Source organism: Niveispirillum sp. (genome assembly GCF_017996735.1).
GTDB lineage: Bacteria > Pseudomonadota > Alphaproteobacteria > Azospirillales > Azospirillaceae > Niveispirillum.
This window is the reverse complement of record NZ_JAGOGJ010000007.1, coordinates 88,620-108,189: the sequence shown is the minus strand read 5'-3', so window position 1 is coordinate 108,189 and position 19,570 is coordinate 88,620. Positions and strand designations below refer to the sequence as shown.

Below are 19,570 nucleotides of genomic sequence, written 5' to 3'. Positions count from 1 at the left end.
GGGGCGTGTGTGCGGGTGTGGCTGCGGCCGATTTCTGTCATGACCCTTTCGCCGGATAGACCCCATGCAAGTGACCCGATACGACATTGACGGCCTCGCCCTTCTGAAGCCGTCCCGGTTTGGCGACCATCGCGGTTTTTTCAGCGAGACCTATAGCCGCCGCCGGTTCCACGAGGTGGTCGGCGTCGATGTGGATTTTGTGCAGGACAACCACTCCCTGTCGCGGGATGCCGGCACCTTGCGCGGCCTGCATTTCCAGCGCCCGCCCACGGCCCAGGGAAAGCTGGTGCGGGTGGTGCGCGGGGCCGTCCTGGATGTGGCTGTCGACATGCGTCACGCTTCCGCCACCTTTGGCCGGCATATCGCCGTGGAACTGACGGCCGAGGGTGGGGAGCAGCTCTGGATCCCGGCCGGCTTCGCCCACGCTTTCTGCACCCTGGTCCCGGATACGGAGTTCGTTTACAAGGTGACTGACTATTACAGCCCCGCCGATGATGGCGGCGTCATCTGGAACGATCCCGATCTGGCTATTGCATGGCCGTTTCCGGCCGAAAAGCTGATCCTGTCCGACAAGGACGCCAGGCTGCCGCGTCTGCGCGATCTGCCGCCGATTTTCTGAACCCGCTGACAAGAGCCCTGGAATGACCCTCCTTTCCCCCAAACTGATCCTTGTCACCGGGGGCGCCGGCTTCATCGGGTCCGCCTTCATCCGCCATGTGGTGGGTGAGCAGGGCTGCGCCGTCGTCAATATCGACAAGCTGACCTATGCCGCCAACCCGGAGAATGTCCGGGCCGTCAAGGACAGCCCGCTTTACCATTTCGAACAGGCGGATATCTGCGACCGCCCCGCCATCGACGCGATTTTCGCGAAATATCAGCCCGACGCCATCGTGCATCTGGCGGCCGAAAGCCATGTCGACCGTTCCATCGACGGGCCGGACGCCTTTATCCAGACCAATGTCGTGGGCACGGGCGTGCTGCTGTCGGCGGCGCGCGATTACTGGCAGGGGCTGGACGGGCAGAAGAAGGCGGATTTCCGCTTCCACCATGTCTCCACGGACGAGGTGTTCGGCTCGCTTGGCGACGAAGGCTTCTTTACCGAAACCACCCCCTACGCCCCCCGGTCCCCCTATTCCGCGTCCAAGGCCTCGTCGGACCATCTGGTCGATGCCTGGCACCATACCTACGGGCTGCCGGTCGTCCTGACCAACTGTTCCAACAATTACGGCCCCTTCCATTTCCCCGAAAAGCTGATCCCCCTGGTCATCCTGAACGCTCTGGAACGCCGGCCCCTGCCCGTCTATGGCAAGGGCGACAATGTGCGCGACTGGCTTTATGTCGAGGATCACGCCCGCGCCCTGTGGCAGGTGCTGACCCGGGGTCCCGTGGGTGAACGGTTCAATATCGGCGGCAACAACGAAAAGACCAACCTGGAGGTCGTGGAGCGCATCTGCGACATCCTGGACAGTCTGCGCCCCGATGGCGGTCCGCGCCGGGACCTGATCACCTTCGTGAAGGACCGGCCCGGCCACGACCATCGTTACGCAATCGACGCCGGCAAAATCCGGCGCGACCTGGGCTGGGAACCACAGGAAAGCTTCGAGACCGGCCTGGAAAAGACGGTCCGCTGGTATCTCGACAATGAATGGTGGTGGGCTCCCTTGCGGGAAGAGGCCCATAAACGCCGGGGAGAGGGCAAGAAGAATGGCTAACCGCAAAGGCATTATCCTGGCCGGCGGCTCGGGCACGCGGCTTTACCCCATCACCCTGGGCGTGTCGAAGCAGTTGCTGCCCGTCTATGACAAGCCGATGATCTATTATCCGCTGTCGGCCCTGATGATGGCGGGCATCACCGATATCCTGGTGATCAGCACGCCGCACGACATGCCGCAATTCAGCCACCTGCTGGGCGATGGCAGCCAGTGGGGCGTCAACCTGTCCTATGCCATCCAGCCCAGCCCCGACGGGCTGGCCCAGGCCTTCATCATCGGGCGCGGCTTTGTCGGCAATGATCCGGCCGCCCTGGTGCTGGGCGACAATATCTTCTACGGCGACGGCTTCGAAAAGCTGCTGGCCAATGCCCATGGCCGCGACACCGGCGCTACGGTCTTCGCCTATCACGTCCACGATCCCGAACGTTACGGCGTGGTCAGCTTCGATGGCGAGGGCAATGCGCTCACCATCGAGGAAAAGCCCAAGGCACCGAAATCGCACTATGCCGTCACCGGGTTGTATTTCTACGACAATTCAGTGCTGGACATCGCCGCCTCCATCAAGCCGTCGCCCCGCGGCGAGCTGGAGATCACCGACGTCAACAATGTCTATCTCCAGCAGAACAAGCTGCGGGTCGAACGGATGGGCCGGGGTTATGCCTGGCTGGACACCGGCACCCATGACAGCCTGGTCGAGGCCACGCATTTTGTGCAGACGGTCGAACGCCGGCAGGGCCTGAAAATCGCCTGCCCCGAAGAAATCGCCTTCCGGCGCGGCCTGATCAACGCCGAGCAGGTCGAAAAACTGGCCAAACCCCTGCTCAAGAATGAATATGGCTTGTATCTCATGAAGATACTCGCCGAGGCCAAGGTCTGAAAAAGGCCGCGACAACGGGAATATAGCATGAAGGTCCTGGTTTTCGGCCGTGGCGGCCAATTGGCGCTGGCCATGCGCGACCAAGGCGCGGCCGCCGGCCATGATGTGGTCTGTCTGGGCCGGGAGAGCCTGTCCATCGCCGACGCCGCGGCGGTGGCGGCTGCCGTGCGCACCCACGCCCCCGACCTGATCGTCAATGCCGCCGCCTACACGGCCGTGGACAAGGCCGAAAGCGATGCGCAGGAGGCGTTTGCCGTCAATCGTGACGGCACGCGCCACATCGCGGCCGCGGCCCGTGATGCCGACATCCCCTTCATCCATGTTTCCACCGACTATGTCTTCGACGGCGGCGGTGACCGCCCCTGGCGGGAGGATGACGCCACCGGCCCGCTGGGCGTCTATGGCGCGTCAAAGCTGGCGGGCGAACAGGCCATGGCCGATCTGGGGCCGGCGCGCAATGCCATCCTGCGCACCTCCTGGGTGTTCAGCCCCTATGGCGCCAACTTTGTCCGCACCATGCTGCGGTTGGGCGCCGACCGGCCGGAACTGCGCGTTGTGGCCGACCAGCGGGGGCGGCCCACGGCGGCGCATGACATCGCCGATGCCATCCTGCTGATGGCCCCCTGCGTGGCCGATGGGCGTGCCCGGGGCATCTTCCATTTCGGTGGGGAGGGGCCGACCACCTGGCATGCCTTCGCCCAGGCCGTGTTCGACAGCGCGGCCCGCCATGGGCGCCCCGTGCCCGTGGTCCATCCCATCACTACCGCCGATTATCCCACCCCGGCCCGTCGCCCGGCCAATTCCGTGCTGGCCTGCGACCGCTATCTGGCCCTGCCCGGTGCCATCCTACCCGACTGGCATGTCGGGCTGGACCGTGCCGTGGATGCGCTGCTGGCCGCAGGCTGATATACGTGACCCTGCCCGTCAGTTTCAGCCACGATATCTTCACCTCCCAGACGGTGGGTGGCATCTCGCGCTATTTCTGCGAGCTGGCCCTGGCCCTGTCCGACAGCGGGCGGGCGGTGGAAATCGAGGCCGGCCGGCACCGCAACCAGCATCTGAAAGCGCTGGAATCCGTGCCGACCGTTGTGGACAGGGGATTGGTACGGGGCCGATATGAATCTCCGACGCGTCTTCATGCCCAATTGTTACGGATGCGGAATGAGATTTGGGCGACGGCGCGCACCCGCCCGGACGGGATTTTCCACCGCACTTATTATCCGCTGCTGGACCTGATGCCCGGCCGCCGGCCGCTGGTCACCACGGTGCATGACATGGTGTGGGAAATGTTCCCCGGGGAGGCGCGGTCCTTCGCCATCAACAGCCGGCTGAAACGCAAGGCGGTGGACCGGTCCGATCTGATCATCGTGCCGACGGAGGCGACGAAACGCGATCTTTGCCGCCTCTGGTCGCTGCCGGCCGGGCGGGTGCATGTGGTCAATCACGGATTCACCGCTCCCGATCTGCCGCCCGAGGACGGGCAGCATATCCTGGGCGGCAGGCCCTATATCCTGTTCGTGGGCCGGCGCAGCGGATACAAGAACTTCGCCTGTTTCCTCAACGGCTATGCGCGCAGTTCCCTGCCGGGGCGCGGCATCCACCTGCTCTGTTTCGGCGGCGGTGATTTCGGGCCCTTGGACCATGCGCTGCTGGCCGAAACGGGCATGGCGGAGCGTGTAAGCTGGATGGGTGGCGATGATGCCACCATGATGCGCGCCTATCGCGACGCGCTGCTATTCGTCTATCCCTCCCGCTGCGAAGGGTTCGGCCTTCCTGTGCTTGAAGCCATGGCCATAGGCTGCCCCGTCGCCATCGCGAAGGAGGCCGAGGCGCTGGTGGAGGTGGCGGGCGATGCCGCCCTGACCTATGACGCCAGCGATATTGATGCCACGACGCATCTGCTGGAAACGAATGTGGGCAACGGTGCGGTACGAACCGCACTGGCCAGTCGCGGGCGGGATCGGGTCAGATATTTCGGCTGGGAACGCTGTGCGGCGGAAACCGCATCGCTTTACGCCTTGTTGGCGTGATGGACAGGCGGCTTCATTGATCGTAGGGTCGCGCCGGACAGATAACCGGCGTCATTCGAGGACCGGAGGGAAACAAGTGACGATGCAGGCCCAGACCAGCCCCCATGCCGCCGCCCCGGCCGATGCGGACGTGATCTATATCGGCGACATCGTCACCTTCTTCCTGCGTCGCTGGGCGGTTTTCCTGGCGGCGATCCTGCTGGCCATCGCGGGGGCCGTGCTCTACCTGTTCCTGACCACGCCGCTTTACAAGGCGTCGGCCACGGTGGGGCCACCCACCTCCTCCAGCAATTCGTCGAAGTCGGGCAGCCTCGCGGCCCTGCCCTTCGGCCTGGGCGCCGCCCTGGGTGATGGCGGCGGCTCCACCTTGCACAAGCAGTTCCTGCAGACGCTGAAATCCTATGACATCGCGGCCCGGCTGGCCGCCGACAAGGAGATCGGCCCGCGCCTTCTGGACCCCAAGGAAGGGGAGGCGATCACGGCGGGCAAGGTGTCGGAGCGGCTGGATGCGGTGCTGGTGGTCAACAAGCTGCGCAATGCGCCACTGGAAGACACGACCTTCACCGAGGTGACGCTGCTGCACAAGGACCCAGCCTTCGCGCAGAAGGTCCTGAACCATATTTTTGAGCTGTCTGACACCATCATCCGCAAACAGGTGCGGGAATCGAAGACGGCCCAGCGCGAGGTGCTGCTGCGCTCGCTGGAGCAGACCACCAATTCTTATCAGCGCGACGCGCTGGTGAAGAACCTGCTGGAAGTCGAACATGAATTGATGACCAGCCAGACGGACGAGCCTTTCTCCTACCGCATCATCGAAAGCATGCATGCGGGCGACCGGCCGGCCTCGCCCCGCCGGGTGCTGACACTGGCCGGCGCCGCCGTGGCGGGTGGGGTTCTGGGCTTCCTGCTTGTCTGCGTGATGCTGTTCAACGCCTATCGCCGCAACCGGGGCCGTATCGTCTGATCGCGCCGCCCTATCGCCGCAGCCCCTCGGCCAGGGCCATCATCAGGGCGCCCACGCCCTTGGGATCGTTGGGCACCACCGGCTCCGACAGGTAATAGTCATAGCTGCCGTCACGGTAGGGATCATTGCCCAGCCCCGCGACGCCGCAGATGCCGCCCAGTTCCGTCTCCGTCAGGAAGTCGCGGATGACGGTGCGCAACGCCGCCTCTCCCGCCCGCCCATGGTCGGCCGGCAGCAGGCCCAGCCGCGCGCCCGTCATCAGGGCATAGGCGATCATCAGGCTGGCGGAGGTCTCCTCGTAATTTCCCGGCTCCCCGCCCCGGTCCAGCACCTGCCACCACAGGCCCCGCGCGCTGCGTACCGCCATCAGGGCGATGGACGTGTCCTGGAACATGGCGATCAGGGCGGCCCGGCCCGGCCCGTCGAACGCGGCCGACAGTTCGATGCAATCGACCATGGCCATCATGAACCAGCCCATGGCCCGGCCCCAGAAACAAGGCGAGCATCCGGTCACGGGATCGGCCCAGCGTTCCTGCCGGCTTTCATCCCAGCCATGGTAATAAAGGCCGGTCTGCGGGTCGCGCAGGATGTCGCGTACCTGGATAAACTGGTGGACGACATCCTCCCAGGCGTCGCGGTCGCCGGTCGCCACGGCCTGCGCCGTCACCAGCGGCTGCGCCATGTACAGGCCATCCAGCCAGACCTGCCAGGGATAAATCTGCTTGTGCCAGTAATTGCCGGACCGGGTGCGCGGATGGGTGCGCAACTGCGCCACCTGCGTCTCGATGGCGCGGCGGAACCGTTCCTCGCCCGTGCGGTCATACAGGGGGAAGAAGACCTTGGCCGGCTTCACATTGTCGATATTGTATTCGGCCGGGTCGAAGCCTTCGATGCTGCCATCCTCATCCACCCGCGCGCCGACCTTGTCATGCACGAAGTCGGAAAATTCCGACCGGCCCGTGGCGTCGGCCAGGTCCAGGCAGCCCTTGAAGACGCAGCCATCCTCGTAATTCCAGGTCGGTTTGAAAAAATCCCATTCCGACAGGTAATGACGCAGGAACGGCAGGACCTGCGGTCCGAAACGGCGGAAATCATGCATGATGGGTTGGGCACCAGGGACGGGAGAACCGGCGGCAATCTCTCTGTCTACTCGAAACGGAAACCGGTGTCATCATTGCTTTCCCTACCCGTTCGGAGATCAGCGGATCACCCTTTTCAGGATGCCGTTGATTTCCCGTTCCATGGCCTGCCCGGCTTCTTCCGGCGTCATCATGCCATAGCCGAGTTTCTCCAATATGTCGTTGAACCCGTCCCGCACGCGGGCATGTTCATAATATCCCGACAGGACGATACCGCGTGGCAGGCTTTCGATCTGCCGCTGCCCTTCCAGGGCCAGCCCCGTCAATTGCCCGTCATCTTCCAGGATGCGGCGGGCAGCGGCGCTGGCCGGCACCCCGCGCCGGGCACCCAGGATGCGCACCCCTTCCGGATCGTTCAGCAGGAATTGCAGCAGCAGCGCCGCTTCGCGCGGATGGGCCGTGTGGCGGTTGATGGCATACATCATGGCGGGCTTGTACAGCAGCCCCGGATCGGCAGCCCCCGGCAGCAGCGGATAGGGCGCCAGCACCATCTTCTGCCCCGGTTCCAGCGTCTCCACATATTTGCCGACGGAACTGGTCCATTGATAGATGCCGGCATAGCGGCCGGTGATCCAGGGCCGCGTCTCCTGCAACTGCACATGCCCGAAACTGGCCCGCTCACGCGCCGACGGGACCACGTGATTATCCACCAGTCGCTGGTACAGCGTCGCCGCCGCCACCAGCAGGTCGCGACCGGGCAGCAGGCGCTTGCCCTCCTCGTCGATAAAGGGCGCCTGGGTCTTCTGGCTCATCCAGCTATAGAGCAGGGCCACCGTATCCTGGAAATTCATGTCCAGCGGGTAATAATCGGGGCCCAGCCGGTCACGGAAGATCGGCCCCGCCGCCATCAGCGCGTCCCAACTGTCAGGCACGGGCAGGCCCGCCTTGGCAAAGGTGGTCTTGTTGAACCAGAACAGCCGGGCCGTCATGTTGGGCGGCAAGCCGTTCAGCTTGCCGCGCACCGACGACATGGAAAGGGCGTCATGGTCGAACTGCGTCAGGTCGATGATGTCCGCGACATTGTTCAGGTCCAGGAACCCCTGCCCATCGCGGGAAAACAGCTTCAGCCAATTCCAGTTGACGGTCATCACGTCGGGCGCGGTGCCGCCCGCGATCTGGGTGGTCAGCCGCTCCAGATGCCCGACCCAGCCCGTATATTCGGCCGTGACCTTGATATGGGGGTACCGCGCCTCGAACGCCTCCAGCGCGCGCAGATGCGCCCGATGCACATCATTGCCACCCCACCAGGACATGCGCAGATGCACCGGCGCCTGCGCCGCAACCATCGGCACGGGCAGAAGCAGGCCAGCCGCCAGGAACAGCCGTCTGGCGATGATCATCGCAAAGGCCCTCCCCTTCGCCGCTTTTTCTTCTCCCCCTTTGGTAACCGATTTCCATCCCGGGGAAAACCCGGTGCGGGGTTGCCGCACCCCCGCACCGGCTTCCATCACGCCGTCTTGTACCGGCGGGCCACCAGGGCGGCCAGTTCGGCATGCATGGCGCTGCGTTCCTCCGAACTGGCCGCCTCATTCTGGTAATAGCTGGTCAGCAGCAACGGCCCGCCGGCCGGCGGCCAGATGATGGCGATATCATTGTTCAGGGCGCCATAGGACCCGGTCTTGTCACCGATGCGCCAACCCGCCGGCAACCCGGCCCGCAGCCGCGCCCCGCCCGTGCGGTTATCGATCATCCAGTCCGTCAGACGCTGGCGCGACGCTGGCGTCAGCACGTCGCCGATCAGCAGGCTCCGCATCAGGCCCAGCATCGATAGGGGTGTGGTCGTGTCCCGCTCATCCCCTGCCGGCACGACATTCATGCCCGGCTCGATCCGGTCGACCCGCGTCACCCTGTCCCCGACGCGGCGCAGAAAGGCGGTCAGCGCCTCCGGCCCGCCGCTTTCGCGCATCAGGACATTGGCGCCGGTATTGTCGGACTGGATGATGATGGCCTCGCACAGCGCCGCCACGCTCATGCCCTTGCCCGCCTGCGGTCCGGTCAGGGGTGACCATTGCACCAGATCCTGCTTGCCGAACATCACCACCCGGTCCAGGCGCTCCGCCCCCGCATCGACCCGCGACAGGATGAAGGCGGCCAGCAGGAACTTGAACGTGCTGCACATGGCGAAACGTTCTTCCCCGCGCCAATCGGCCCCGGCCCCGGTGGCCAGGTCCAGCAGCGCCACACCCAGCCGCCCGCCCCGCGCCCGTTCCAGACCGCCAATAGCTGCCTTCATGTCACCCAGCGGCGTGGCGCCCCCGGCCACACGCCCGGGCAGGCTGAGGCCAATACCGGCCAGCGCCCCGAAAAATACCGTATTTCCAATCAATTGGCGTCGTGAAAGCATGTCCGTCTCCCGTGTTGTTTCCCCACGCTATCCAAGCTGACGGCCCCCGGCAAACTGTGATAAATCGGATGAAGCATTAGAAAAACTAGGCCAACCATGACCCGCCCGCACCTGCCGCTGAACGCCCTGCGCGCCTTCGAGGCGTCGGCCCGCCACCTGTCCTTCACCAAGGCCGCCATCGAACTATGCGTGACACAGGCCGCCGTCAGCCATCAGGTGAAGGGGCTGGAGGAACGGCTGGGCGCGCTGCTGTTCCGCCGCCTGCCGCGCGGGCTGGTCCTGACGGATGAGGGCATGGCCCTGCTGCCCGGCGTGCGCGACAGTTTCGATCAGATCGCCCGGCTGCTGCACCGGTTCGATGGCGGGCCGGTGACGGAACCGCTGTCGGTGGGGGTGGTGGGCACCTTCGCGGCGGGCTGGCTGCTGCCGCGCATCGATGCCTTCCTGGATGCGAACCCGTTCGTGGATCTGCGCCTGTCCACCAACAACAACCGTGTGGATATCCAGGCGGAAGGGCTGGACGCCGCCATCAAGTTCGGTGATGGCGCCTGGCACGGGATGGAGGTGCAGCCGCTGCTGGAGGCGCCGATGGCCCCGCTCTGCCTGCCGTCCGTGGCGGCGCGGTTGAAATCCCCGGCCGATCTGGCGGGCGAGCGGTTGCTGCGTTCCTATCGGTCGGATGAATGGCCGCGCTGGTTCGCGGCGGCCGACACCGTCTGCCCACCCCTGCGCGGCCCCGTCTTCGACAGTTCCTGGATCATGGTGGAGGCGGCGCTGCAGGGCCATGGCGTGGCCCTGGCGCCCGCGATGATGTTCGCGAAGGAGGTGGCGGCGGGCCGGCTGGTCCAGCCCTTTGCCACCACCATCACGCTGGGCCGCTATTGGCTGGTCTGGCCCAAGTCACGCCTGCCGGGACCGGCGCTGACCGCGCTTGCCGGCTGGCTGGCGGACCAGTGCGGCACGGCCATCACAGCCGCGCCGCGTGCCAGCGCAGATGATCTTCCATGAAGCTGGAAATGAAATAGTAGGAATGGTCGTACCCGTCCTGCAGGCGCAGGGTCAGGGGGATGCCCGCCTTGGCGCAGGCATCGGCCAGCAATTGCGGACGAAGCTGGTTTTCCAGGAACCCGTCGGCCGCCCCCTGATCGACCAGCAGGTCGGGCAGCCGTGCCCCGTCCGTGATCAGGGCCACGGCATCATGCCGGCGCCAAGAGGATTTATCCCCGCCCAGATAGGCCGGGAACGCCTTCTGTCCCCACGGCACCTGGGCCGGGGCCACGATGGGCGCGAAGGCGGACACGGATTTGAAGCGGCCGGGATGGCGCAGGGCCACGGTCAGGGCGCCATGCCCGCCCATGGAATGGCCGGTAATGCCCTGCCGGTCCATATCCACCGGGAAATGGGCCGCCACCAGGGAAGGCAGCTCTTCCGTCACATAGGTCCACATGCGGAAATGCGGCGCCCACGGCGCTTCTGTCGCATCGACATAGAACCCCGCCCCCTGGCCCAGGTCCCAGCCGGCATTATCGGCCACACCCTCGCCGCGCGGGCTGGTATCCGGACAGACGATGACCAGACCCAGTTCCGCCGCCCAGCGCCGGAATTCGCCCTTCTCCGTCACATTGGCATGGGTACAGGTCAGGCCCGACAGGTACCAGACGACGGGACACTTCGTCCCGTCGGCGGCCTGCGGCGGCGTGAAGACACTGAACACCATTGGCGTGCCGGTGGATGTCGAGGCATGGCGGTAAACGCCCTGCACACCGCCATGCGACCGGGTGGTGGAGACGGTTTCAAAGGTCATGGGGGATCGCCGGATTGGGGTGGTAACGGGGCTCCCTCACCCTCCCAAGCCGGAAGGCTTGGGCCCCTCCCTCTCCCGCAAGCGGGCGAGGGCTGAAATTTCGCCCCTCGCCCACGACAGTGGGAGAGGGAGGGGGCCCGTCGGCGCCAGCCGATGGGAGGGTGAGGGAGCGACGGTGAAAATCAATAAACCACCACGCTGCGGATGCTCTCACCCGCATGCATCAGGTCGAAACCCTTGTTGATCTCTTCCAGCGTCAGGACATGGGTGATCATCGGGTCGATCTCGATCTTGCCCTGCATGTACCAGTCGACGATCTTCGGCACGTCGGTGCGGCCGCGCGCGCCACCAAAAGCCGAGCCCTTCCAGACGCGGCCCGTGACCAGTTGGAACGGACGCGTCGAAATCTCCTTGCCGGCCTCGGCCACGCCGATCACCACCGACACGCCCCAGCCGCGATGGCAGGCTTCCAGCGCCTGACGCATCACCACCGTGTTACCGGTGCAGTCGAACGTGTAATCGGCGCCACCGTCGGTCAGGGCCACCAGATGCTGGACGATATCGCCCTCGATCTTCTGCGGATTGACAAAATGGGTCATGCCGAAGCGCTTGCCCCATTCCGCCTTGCGGTCATTGATATCGACACCGATGATCTTGTCGGCACCCACCATGCGGGCCGCCTGGATCACGTTCAGGCCGATGCCGCCCAGGCCGAAGATCACAACGTTCGAACCGGGCTCCACCTTGGCCGTGTTGGTGACGGCACCCACGCCCGTGGTCACGCCGCAACCGATATAGCAGGAGGACTGGAACGGCGCGTCCTCCCGGATCTTGGCGACCGCGATCTCCGGCAACACCGTGAAGTTGGAGAAGGTGGAACAGCCCATATAGTGATAGATCGGCTGACCCTTGTAGCTGAAGCGCGTGGTGCCGTCGGGCATCAGGCCCTTGCCCTGGGTCGCGCGGATAGCCGTACACAGGTTGGTCTTGCGCGACAGGCAGCTTTTGCACTGGCGGCATTCCGGGGTGTAGAGCGGGATGACATGGTCACCCGGCTTCAGGGAGGTGACGCCGGCGCCCACCTCGCGCACGATCCCGGCCCCTTCATGGCCCAGGATGGAGGGGAAGATGCCTTCGCTGTCGAACCCATCCAGCGTATAGGCATCCGTGTGGCAGATGCCCGTGGCCATGATCTCCACCAGAACCTCACCGGCCTTCGGGCCTTCCAGGTCCAGTTCGACGATTTCCAGCGGCTTCTTGGCCTCGAATGCGACGGCGGCGCGGGTCTTCATGGCGATGTCGTTCCGATCAGGGGTCAATAAGGGGCACGTCCGGCCCGGTGGGCACGAACGGTCAGGCACGGACTATAGCTTGAAAGCCCCGGCAACGATCATGCATTTTGACAAATGATTATTGCTGTGTGGGAACAATCATGGGCTCCTGGGACGGGATCGACAGTTTCATCGCCGTGTGTGAAACGGAAAGCTTTTCCGCCGCCGCCACGCGCCTGGGCGTCTCCACCTCCCATGTCAGCCGGGAGGTGGCGCGGCTGGAGGACCGGTTGCAGGTGCGCCTGCTCTACCGCACCACGCGGCGGGTCAGCGTCACCGATGCGGGCCGCACCTTCCTGGAACGCTGCCGCCGGCTGGTAGAAGAACGGGACGAGGCCTTTTCCACCATCAGCGAAAGCGACGGCGCCCCGCGCGGCCATCTGCGCCTGACCTGCTCCATCGCCTATGGGGAACGGTTCATCGTGCCGCTGGTCAATCGGTTCCTGCTGACCCATCCTCAGCTTTCGGTCAGCATCGACCTGACCAACCGCATTGTCGATCTGGTGGGGGAAGGTTTCGATCTGGCCGTGCGGACCGGCACCAGCCTGGATGACAGCCGGCTGATCGCGGTACGGCTGGCGTCGCGCCGCCGCCATCTCTGTGCCGCCCCCGCCTATCTGGACCGGCATGGGTCGCCGGTCAGCCTGGATGACCTGTCCCGCCATGCCAGCCTGACCGGCACGGCGGAATTCTGGCATTTCAGCGAAAACGGCCGGCAGGTGGAATTCCGCCCGACGGGAAATTGGCGCTGCAACAGCGGATTCGCGGTTCTGGATGCGGCACGCCAGGGGCTGGGCCTGTGCCAGTTGCCGGACTTCTATGTCGAGGCCGACCTTGCGGCGGGCACACTGGTCAGCCTGCTGGAGACGAACCGGCCGCCCGACGAGGGCATCTGGGCCGTCTATCCGCACCGCCGCCACCTGTCGCCCAAAGTGTCCCTTCTGGTCGATTATCTGAAATCCCATGTCGGTCGGCTGTGACATCGCGGCACCGGGACCGAATTGCGGTGGGTATGGCGGAATCGTCTGCTAATATGCAAATGGAAACAGAAGCCTAGAACCAATGGTGGTATTGACGCTGAAAGGCTGGGCTTCACAATGCCTGATTATTTCTCCCCGTGGGAAACCCCGAACTTGAGCCATGCCCTGACCAGCCTTGTCCCGGAGTCGGTGGGTGAGCGGCATTTGCGCGTTCTGATCGACAGCGTTCATGACTACGCTATCTACATGCTGGACCCCCACGGCCATGTCATGAGCTGGAACCGGGGTGCGCAGCGTTTCAAGGGTTATCGGGCGGCGGAGATTACCGGCCAGCATTTCTCCCGTTTTTTCCGGGAGGAGGATGTGCGCAGCGGCCTGCCGGCCCACATCCTGGCCACGGCCCTGGCGGAAGGCCGGTTCGAGGCAGAGGGATGGCGTGTGCGCCAGGACGGCACCCATTTCTGGGCCAGCACAGTGGTGGAAGCAGTTCGGGAAGATGACGGCACCCTGGTCGGGTTTGCCAAGGTCACGCGCGACATCACCGAACGCCGTCAGGCCCAGCAGGCGCTGGAGGAAGCGCGCGAGGCCCTGTTCCAGGCCCAGAAGCTGGAAACCATCGGTCGGCTGACCGGCAGTGTCGCCCATGATTTCAACAATCTTCTGCAGGTGATCGGCAACAGCCTGGAACTCGTGTCGGCCCGCCTTCTCCCCAACCAGCCGGATATCGAACGCCATATGGCGACCGCCCGATCCGCGCTGGAAACGGCGGGTGCCGTCACCCAGCGCCTGCTGGCCTTCGCCCGGCGGCAGCCGCTGCAGCCCGAGGCGATCGATCTGAATATACTGGCCGGCGGCATGGCCGAACTGGTCCGCCGGTCGGTGGGAGAGGATGTACGGCTTCATCTGGACCTGAGCGACGGGATCTGTTCCGCCTGGGCCGACCCGCATCAGGTGGAAAGCGGCATCCTCAATCTGGCCGTCAATGCCCGCGATGCCATGCCGTTTGGCGGCACCCTGACCATCGCCACCCGTATGCGCCATGTGGACGGGGCGGCGGCGGCCGCGAACGAGGTGGAAGAGGGCGAATATGCCACCCTCTCCATTGCCGATACCGGCATCGGCATGTCGGCAGAGGTGCTGGCCCGCGCCGTGGAACCTTTCTTCACTACCAAGCCCGTGGGCCATGGCACCGGCCTTGGCCTGTCCCAGCTTTACGGATTCGCGCGGCAATCGGGCGGTTTCCTGACACTGGACAGCCGGGAGGGGCATGGCACCAAGGTGACCCTGCACCTGCCCTGCCACGGGGAGGCCGGGCCGGAGCAGGTACGTGAGGAGACGCCGCCCCCCCCCGCCCCCGAAACCACCCGTTCGCACTACCGGCTGCTGCTGGTGGAGGATGAGGTGCTGATCCGTCTGGTCCTGGCCGAGGCGCTGGAGGAACAGGGGCATGTGGTGCATCAGGCGGGCAATGCCGATGCGGCCCTCGACATCCTGACCGACCATCCCGACATCCAGTTTCTGGTAAGCGATGTGGGCCTGCCGGGCACCAATGGACGGCAATTGGCCGAACTGGCCATGGCGCGCTGGCCGCACCTGAAGATCCTGTTCCTCACCGGCTATATCGATCGCGCCGACACGGCGCGATTGCCCAGCGGCACCCAGATGCTGACCAAGCCCACCAGCATCGAGGCCCTCTTGGCCAAGCTGCGCCAGATGGCCGACGATCCGCCACATCAACCGGCGTAACGTCGGCATTTACCCTGCATATCGACAGATTGCCGCCTTCCGATCGGCGGCACCGGGCGGCACCATCCCCTTAATCCAATTCGGGAAACGGGGAGCAATATGAAGAACATCCTGCTGCTGGGCGCCGGCAAGATCGGCATCGCCATCACCCTGCTGCTGCGTCGCACGGGGGAATACAGGGTCACCGTCGCCGATTACAGTGCCGACGCCCTGACCCGTTTCACCGCCCTGGGCGTGGACACGGTACAACTGGACATCAATGATGGGACCGCCTTGCGCAAGGCCATGGCGGGCCAGTATGCCGTGCTGAACGCGCTGCCCTTCCACACCACCTCCACGGTGGCCTATGGCGCCTATGATGCCGGCATCCATTATTTCGACCTGACCGAAGATGTGGCCAGCACGCGTGTCGTGAAGGAAGTGGCGGCCAAGGCCAACAGCGCCTTCGTCCCGCAATGCGGTCTGGCGCCGGGTTTCGTCTCCATCGCGGCCCACGGCCTGGCCGCCGGCTTCGACAGCCTGCGCGATGTGCAATTGCGCGTGGGCGCCCTGCCCCGCTATCCCACCAATGCCCTGAAATATAATCTGACCTGGTCCACCGACGGCCTGATCAACGAATATCTGAACCCGTGCGAAGCCGTGCAGGACGGCCGCAATGTCGAGCTGCCGCCCCTGGAAGACCTGGAAGAATTCGCCCTGGAAGGGGTGACCTATGAGGCGTTCAACACTTCAGGCGGTCTGGGCTCCCTGACGGAGACGCTGGCCGGCAAGGTCGAGAACCTGACCTACAAGTCGGTCCGCTATCCCGGCCATTGCGCCATCATCAAGCTGCTGGTGGAGGATCTGCGTCTGGCGCGGCGCCGCGACCTGCTGAAGGAAGTGCTGGAAGAAGCCCTGCCCATCACCATGCAGGATGTGGTGCTGGTTTTCTGCACCGTCAGCGGCAAGCGCCATGGCCGCCTGGAGCAGGAAAGCATCGTCCGCCACATCTATGGCGAAGAGGTCGAAGGCCATTTCCTGTCGGCCATTCAGATGAGCACCGCTGCCGGCATCTGCGCCATGCTGGATCTGCAGGCCGCCGGCCACCTGCCGGCCAAGGGCTTCGTCCGCCAGGAACAGATGCCGCTGGACCTGTTCCTTTCCAACCGTTTCGGAAAGGTTTATGCGTGAGGTTTGGGGAAGGCGTCGATGTGCCATAACATCAACGCCTTCCCCCACTCACCCCGGCGAAGGCCGGGGTCCAGGGGCCGCAGGCGCCTCGCCCTACGATACCGGGGCCCGGCCTTCGCCGGGGGACGGTAAAGGGGCGGAAGCGACAGGGCCCCAACCGCAAAAAAACCACCAGCATCCATACCGGAGTTCCGCCCCATGTCCGCTACCGCCGCCCTTCTGGATCGTCTGGGCATCGCCCATCTTGTCGCGGATGGTGACATCGTCTCCCGCTCCCCCATCGATGGCGCCCGCCTGGGTGCCGTGAAGGCGCACAGCGCCGCCGAGGTTGACGCCGCATTGGCCCGTTCGGTGGCGGCCTTCAAGGCTTGGCGCACCGTCCCGGCGCCGCGCCGGGGGGAACTGATCCGCCTCTATGGCGAGGTGCTGCGTGAGCACAAGGCCGATCTGGGCGCGCTGGTGACGCTGGAAGCCGGCAAGATCGTCCAGGAAGGCCTGGGCGAAGTGCAGGAGATGATCGATATCTGCGACTTCGCTGTCGGCCTGTCGCGGCAGTTGCACGGCCTGACCATCGCGTCGGAGCGTCCGCGTCACCGTATGGTGGAAACCTGGCAGCCGCTGGGCCCCGTCGCCATCATCACCGCCTTCAACTTCCCCGTCGCCGTCTGGGCCTGGAACGCCGCCCTGGCATTGGTCTGCGGCGACCCGGTGATCTGGAAGCCGTCGGAAAAGACGCCGCTGACGGCGCTGGCCACGCAGGCTTTGTTCGAAAAGGCCCTGGCCCGTTTCGGTGACGCACCCGAAGGCCTGTCGCAGCTTCTGTTCGGCCTGCGCGAAGTGGGTGAACAGATCGCGGCCGACCCGCGCGTGCCGCTGGTCAGCGCCACCGGCTCCACCCGCATGGGCCGCGAAGTGGCCCCGGTGGTCGCCCGGCGCTTCGGCCGTTCCATCCTGGAACTGGGCGGCAACAATGCCATGATCGTGACGCCGTCGGCCGATCTGAAGCTGGCCGTGCGCGCCATCCTGTTCGCCGCCGTCGGCACCGCCGGTCAGCGCTGCACCACCCTGCGCCGCCTGATCGTCCATACCGATTGCTATGACAAGGTGGTGTCGGCGGTGAAAAGTGCCTTTGCCGGCATCCAGCCGGGCGACCCGCGTGAGAGCGGCACCCTGATGGGTCCCCTGGTGGACAAGGCCGCCTTCGATGCCGTGGCCAAGGCGCTGGACACCGCCAAGGCGCAGGGCGGCACCGTCCATGGCGGTGGCCGGGCGCTCGCCGACCGCTTCCCCGACGCCTGGTATGCCTATCCCGCCATCGCGGAAATGCCGGCCCAGACGGAGATCGTGAAACACGAGACGTTCGGCCCCATCCTCTATGTCCTGCGCTATAGCGAGTTCGAGGAAGCGGTGGCGATGCAGAACGACGTGCCGCAGGGCCTGTCCTCCAGCATCATCACCCGGGACCTGCTGGAGGCCGAGCGCTTCCTGGCGCCCGATGGCTCCGACTGTGGCATCGCCAATGTCAATATGGGCCCCAGCGGGGCGGAGATCGGCGGCGCTTTCGGCGGCGAGAAGGAAACCGGCGGCGGGCGTGAAAGCGGCTCCGATAGCTGGCGGCAGTATATGCGCCGCCAGACCTCGGCCATCAATTACGGCACCACCCTGCCGCTGGCCCAGGGAATTGAGTTCCCCGAGCTGTGATAGGGTGGCGGGGCGGATGGGCAGCCATCCGCCCCGACCCGTCTTTCCGTCTTGCCAAGGCCCCCGATGGACGCCCCCGACGCTCAACAGGACACCGTTGATACGGCCCTGCTGGCCCTGCTGAAGGCCAATGCCCGCGAACCGGCGGCATCGCTGGCGCGCAAGCTGGGGCTGGCCCGGTCATCGGTACAGGCACGCATCGCGCGGCTGGAACGGCTGGGCATCATTCAGGGCTATACGCTGCGCCAGGACCCGGGCAGCAGCCGGCTGATCCGCGCCTATGTACTGCTCTCCACCAATCCCAAGATGCTGTCGCGCATTGTTGCGGAGGTGAAGCGCATCACCGAGGTGGAAAGCCTGTCCGCCATCGCCGGCACCTACGACATGATGGCCGTCATCGCGGCCCAGTCGGTGCAGGATATTGACCGCTTGCTGGACCTGCTGGGTCAGGTGCAGGGGGTGGAACGCACCATGTCGTCCCTGGTCCTGTCGGACAAGTTCAGGCGATAGCGCGCCGCGCCAGCACAGCCACGATCTGCGCGCGGTAATCCGCGTCGGCATGCATGTCGCTGTTCAGGCCATCGGCGTCCGGCACGATCCCGTCCAGCGCATCAGCGCTGAAGCGTACGGACAGCGCCGCCTCGGCCGCGTCCCAGCGGAACACCGACGGCCCGGCCCCCGTCACCGCCACCCGCACATCGTCGCCGCGCCTGGCCACAAACACGCCCGCCATGGCGTATCGGCTGGCCGGGTTGGGGAACTTGGCATAGCGGGCATGGGTTGCGGCCGGGAAGAAGACGGATGTCACCACCTCCCCCGGTGCCAGCGCCGTTTCAAACAGACCGGTGAAGAAGTCCCCGCCCGGAATATCCCGCCGGTCGGTGCGAATAACGGCGTCCAGGGCCACCAACGCCGCCGGATAATCGGCGGCCGGATCGGCATTGGCGATGGACCCGCCGATGGTGCCCCGGTTGCGCACTTGGGCATCACCGATATGGGACGCCAGATCGGCCAGGCCGGGCAACACGCCACGCACCAGGGCACTGCCCGCCACCGTCGCGTGCGTCGCCATGGCGCCGATGCGCACCCCGTCGCCTTCGGCCACGATGTCGCGCAATCCGGGCACGGCGGACAGGTCCACCAGAGCCGTCGGCATGGCCAGCCGCTGTTTCAGGGTCGGGATCAGGGTCTGGCCGCCGGCCAGCAGCTTTGCATCCTCGTCCCCCGTCAACAGGTCCACGACATCGGACAGGGCGGCCGGGCGGTGATAATCGAACCCGTACATGGCGTCACCCTTCCCGCATGGCCAGGGCGCCCGCGCGCACGGCCTTCACGATGTTCTGGTACCCGGTACAACGGCAGAGATTGCCCTCCAGCCCCTCCCGGATCGTTGCCTCCTCCAGGTCGGGGGCGGTGCGGGCCAGTTCGATGGCGCCCATCACCATGCCGGGCGTACAGAATCCGCATTGCAAGCCATGATGCTCCCGGAACGCCGCCTGCATCGGGTGCAGGGTGCCATCCGGCCCCGCCACCCCCTCGATGGTCAGCACCTCGGCCCCGTCGGCCTGTACCGCCAGCACCGCACAGCTTTTCACCGACGCGCCGTCCAGATGCACGGTGCAGGCACCGCACTGGCTGGTGTCACAGCCGACATGCGTACCGGTCAGGCCCAGCTCGTCACGCAGAAGCTGCGACAGCAGCAGGCGCGGGTCCACCTCCCGGCTCAACCGGACACCATTGACGGTCAGATTGATGGCAATCGACATGGGGGT

General features: G+C 65.4%; 19 protein-coding genes. 12 read left to right on the top strand and 7 right to left on the bottom strand.

What is annotated here, in order from left to right; translation table 11 throughout:
• Window positions 1-64 precede the first annotated feature (64 nt).
• The 6 genes from rfbC to KBA48_RS04725 all read left to right on the top strand — a co-directional run bounded on the left by rfbC (window position 65) and on the right by KBA48_RS04725 (window position 5,583).
• A complete protein-coding gene (gene rfbC / locus KBA48_RS04750) occupies window positions 65-619 on the top strand; it encodes a dTDP-4-dehydrorhamnose 3,5-epimerase (RefSeq protein ID WP_292903852.1) in 555 nt (184 codons plus the stop codon).
• A 22-nt stretch (window positions 620-641) separates the two neighbouring features.
• Window positions 642-1,712 (top strand): dTDP-glucose 4,6-dehydratase, encoded by a 1,071-nt coding sequence (rfbB, locus tag KBA48_RS04745; RefSeq protein ID WP_292903851.1) that lies wholly within the window; start codon window positions 642-644, stop codon window positions 1,710-1,712.
• Complete coding sequence (gene rfbA, locus KBA48_RS04740; RefSeq protein ID WP_292903850.1) at window positions 1,705-2,589, top strand: glucose-1-phosphate thymidylyltransferase RfbA; 885 nt, start codon at window positions 1,705-1,707, stop codon at window positions 2,587-2,589. Before rfbB ends, rfbA begins: the two co-directional genes overlap by 8 nt.
• A gap of 27 nt (window positions 2,590-2,616) precedes the next feature.
• On the top strand, window positions 2,617-3,495 hold the full coding sequence (rfbD, locus tag KBA48_RS04735; RefSeq protein ID WP_292903849.1) for a dTDP-4-dehydrorhamnose reductase: 879 nt from the start codon (window positions 2,617-2,619) through the stop codon (window positions 3,493-3,495).
• A 5-nt stretch (window positions 3,496-3,500) separates the two neighbouring features.
• Entirely contained in the window at window positions 3,501-4,619 is a 1,119-nt protein-coding gene (locus KBA48_RS04730; protein WP_292903848.1) for a glycosyltransferase family 1 protein, read from the top strand.
• 82 nt (window positions 4,620-4,701) lie between these two features.
• Entirely contained in the window at window positions 4,702-5,583 is an 882-nt protein-coding gene (locus KBA48_RS04725) for a Wzz/FepE/Etk N-terminal domain-containing protein (RefSeq protein ID WP_292903858.1), read from the top strand.
• A gap of 10 nt (window positions 5,584-5,593) precedes the next feature.
• Here the strand turns inward: KBA48_RS04725 and KBA48_RS04720 are convergent, their stop codons facing one another.
• From KBA48_RS04720 to bla, 3 genes are all read right to left on the bottom strand, one after another.
• Entirely contained in the window at window positions 5,594-6,682 is a 1,089-nt protein-coding gene (locus tag KBA48_RS04720) for a glycoside hydrolase family 88 protein (RefSeq protein WP_292903847.1), read from the bottom strand.
• Window positions 6,683-6,781: 99 nt separating this feature from the next.
• Window positions 6,782-8,062, bottom strand: a complete 1,281-nt coding sequence (locus tag KBA48_RS04715) for an ABC transporter substrate-binding protein (RefSeq protein ID WP_292903846.1) — start codon at window positions 8,060-8,062, stop codon at window positions 6,782-6,784.
• A gap of 107 nt (window positions 8,063-8,169) precedes the next feature.
• Window positions 8,170-9,066 carry a class A beta-lactamase gene (gene bla, locus KBA48_RS04710; RefSeq protein ID WP_292903845.1) on the bottom strand — a complete coding sequence of 299 codons (897 nt, stop codon included), beginning with the start codon at window positions 9,064-9,066 and terminating at the stop codon, window positions 8,170-8,172.
• A 96-nt stretch (window positions 9,067-9,162) separates the two neighbouring features.
• Between bla and KBA48_RS04705 the strand changes: the two genes are divergently transcribed.
• Complete coding sequence (locus KBA48_RS04705) at window positions 9,163-10,074, top strand: LysR family transcriptional regulator (RefSeq protein WP_292903844.1); 912 nt, start codon at window positions 9,163-9,165, stop codon at window positions 10,072-10,074.
• Here KBA48_RS04705 and fghA read toward each other — a convergent pair.
• Together fghA and KBA48_RS04695 are read right to left on the bottom strand one after the other, a co-directional pair.
• A complete protein-coding gene (gene fghA / locus KBA48_RS04700) occupies window positions 10,034-10,870 on the bottom strand; it encodes an S-formylglutathione hydrolase (protein ID WP_292903843.1) in 837 nt (278 codons plus the stop codon). The genes KBA48_RS04705 and fghA overlap by 41 nt on opposite strands.
• A 182-nt stretch (window positions 10,871-11,052) precedes the next feature.
• Window positions 11,053-12,162, bottom strand: a complete 1,110-nt coding sequence (locus KBA48_RS04695; RefSeq protein WP_292903842.1) for an S-(hydroxymethyl)glutathione dehydrogenase/class III alcohol dehydrogenase — start codon at window positions 12,160-12,162, stop codon at window positions 11,053-11,055.
• A 140-nt stretch (window positions 12,163-12,302) separates the two neighbouring features.
• Here KBA48_RS04695 and KBA48_RS04690 point away from each other — a divergent pair, with 140 nt between their 5' ends.
• The 5 genes from KBA48_RS04690 to KBA48_RS04670 all read left to right on the top strand — a co-directional run bounded on the left by KBA48_RS04690 (window position 12,303) and on the right by KBA48_RS04670 (window position 18,308).
• Window positions 12,303-13,181, top strand: a complete 879-nt coding sequence (locus tag KBA48_RS04690; protein WP_292903841.1) for a LysR family transcriptional regulator — start codon at window positions 12,303-12,305, stop codon at window positions 13,179-13,181.
• 153 nt (window positions 13,182-13,334) lie between these two features.
• The gene (locus KBA48_RS04685) at window positions 13,335-14,927 is read left to right on the top strand and encodes a PAS domain S-box protein (RefSeq protein ID WP_292903840.1); all 1,593 of its coding nucleotides are present in this window, start codon (window positions 13,335-13,337) and stop codon (window positions 14,925-14,927) included.
• Window positions 14,928-15,026: 99 nt separating this feature from the next.
• Window positions 15,027-16,097 carry a saccharopine dehydrogenase C-terminal domain-containing protein gene (locus tag KBA48_RS04680; protein ID WP_292903839.1) on the top strand — a complete coding sequence of 357 codons (1,071 nt, stop codon included), beginning with the start codon at window positions 15,027-15,029 and terminating at the stop codon, window positions 16,095-16,097.
• Between the two features lie 198 nt (window positions 16,098-16,295).
• The gene (locus KBA48_RS04675) at window positions 16,296-17,798 is read left to right on the top strand and encodes an aldehyde dehydrogenase family protein (RefSeq protein ID WP_292903838.1); all 1,503 of its coding nucleotides are present in this window, start codon (window positions 16,296-16,298) and stop codon (window positions 17,796-17,798) included.
• A gap of 66 nt (window positions 17,799-17,864) precedes the next feature.
• Window positions 17,865-18,308, top strand: coding sequence for an Lrp/AsnC ligand binding domain-containing protein (locus KBA48_RS04670; RefSeq protein WP_292903837.1), 444 nt, complete (start codon window positions 17,865-17,867; stop codon window positions 18,306-18,308).
• Here KBA48_RS04670 and KBA48_RS04665 read toward each other — a convergent pair.
• Window positions 18,298-19,083 (bottom strand): xanthine dehydrogenase family protein subunit M, encoded by a 786-nt coding sequence (locus KBA48_RS04665; protein ID WP_292903836.1) that lies wholly within the window; start codon window positions 19,081-19,083, stop codon window positions 18,298-18,300. The genes KBA48_RS04670 and KBA48_RS04665 overlap by 11 nt on opposite strands.
• A 4-nt stretch (window positions 19,084-19,087) precedes the next feature.
• Complete coding sequence (locus tag KBA48_RS04660) at window positions 19,088-19,564, bottom strand: (2Fe-2S)-binding protein (RefSeq protein ID WP_292903835.1); 477 nt, start codon at window positions 19,562-19,564, stop codon at window positions 19,088-19,090.
• Between the last annotated feature and the right edge of the window lie 6 nt (window positions 19,565-19,570).

Coding starts and splice junctions, on each gene's coding strand:
- rfbC (WP_292903852.1), top strand. CDS start 65: ATGCAAGTGACCCGATACGACATTGACGGCCTCGCCCTTCTGAAGCCG.
- rfbB (WP_292903851.1), top strand. CDS start 642: ATGACCCTCCTTTCCCCCAAACTGATCCTTGTCACCGGGGGCGCCGGC.
- rfbA (WP_292903850.1), top strand. CDS start 1,705: ATGGCTAACCGCAAAGGCATTATCCTGGCCGGCGGCTCGGGCACGCGG.
- rfbD (WP_292903849.1), top strand. CDS start 2,617: ATGAAGGTCCTGGTTTTCGGCCGTGGCGGCCAATTGGCGCTGGCCATG.
- KBA48_RS04725 (WP_292903858.1), top strand. CDS start 4,702: ATGCAGGCCCAGACCAGCCCCCATGCCGCCGCCCCGGCCGATGCGGAC.
- KBA48_RS04720 (WP_292903847.1), bottom strand. CDS start 6,682: ATGCATGATTTCCGCCGTTTCGGACCGCAGGTCCTGCCGTTCCTGCGT.
- KBA48_RS04715 (WP_292903846.1), bottom strand. CDS start 8,062: ATGATCATCGCCAGACGGCTGTTCCTGGCGGCTGGCCTGCTTCTGCCC.
- bla (WP_292903845.1), bottom strand. CDS start 9,066: ATGCTTTCACGACGCCAATTGATTGGAAATACGGTATTTTTCGGGGCG.
- KBA48_RS04705 (WP_292903844.1), top strand. CDS start 9,163: ATGACCCGCCCGCACCTGCCGCTGAACGCCCTGCGCGCCTTCGAGGCG.
- fghA (WP_292903843.1), bottom strand. CDS start 10,870: ATGACCTTTGAAACCGTCTCCACCACCCGGTCGCATGGCGGTGTGCAG.
- KBA48_RS04695 (WP_292903842.1), bottom strand. CDS start 12,162: ATGAAGACCCGCGCCGCCGTCGCATTCGAGGCCAAGAAGCCGCTGGAA.
- KBA48_RS04690 (WP_292903841.1), top strand. CDS start 12,303: ATGGGCTCCTGGGACGGGATCGACAGTTTCATCGCCGTGTGTGAAACG.
- KBA48_RS04680 (WP_292903839.1), top strand. CDS start 15,027: ATGAAGAACATCCTGCTGCTGGGCGCCGGCAAGATCGGCATCGCCATC.
- KBA48_RS04675 (WP_292903838.1), top strand. CDS start 16,296: ATGTCCGCTACCGCCGCCCTTCTGGATCGTCTGGGCATCGCCCATCTT.
- KBA48_RS04670 (WP_292903837.1), top strand. CDS start 17,865: ATGGACGCCCCCGACGCTCAACAGGACACCGTTGATACGGCCCTGCTG.
- KBA48_RS04665 (WP_292903836.1), bottom strand. CDS start 19,083: ATGTACGGGTTCGATTATCACCGCCCGGCCGCCCTGTCCGATGTCGTG.
- KBA48_RS04660 (WP_292903835.1), bottom strand. CDS start 19,564: ATGTCGATTGCCATCAATCTGACCGTCAATGGTGTCCGGTTGAGCCGG.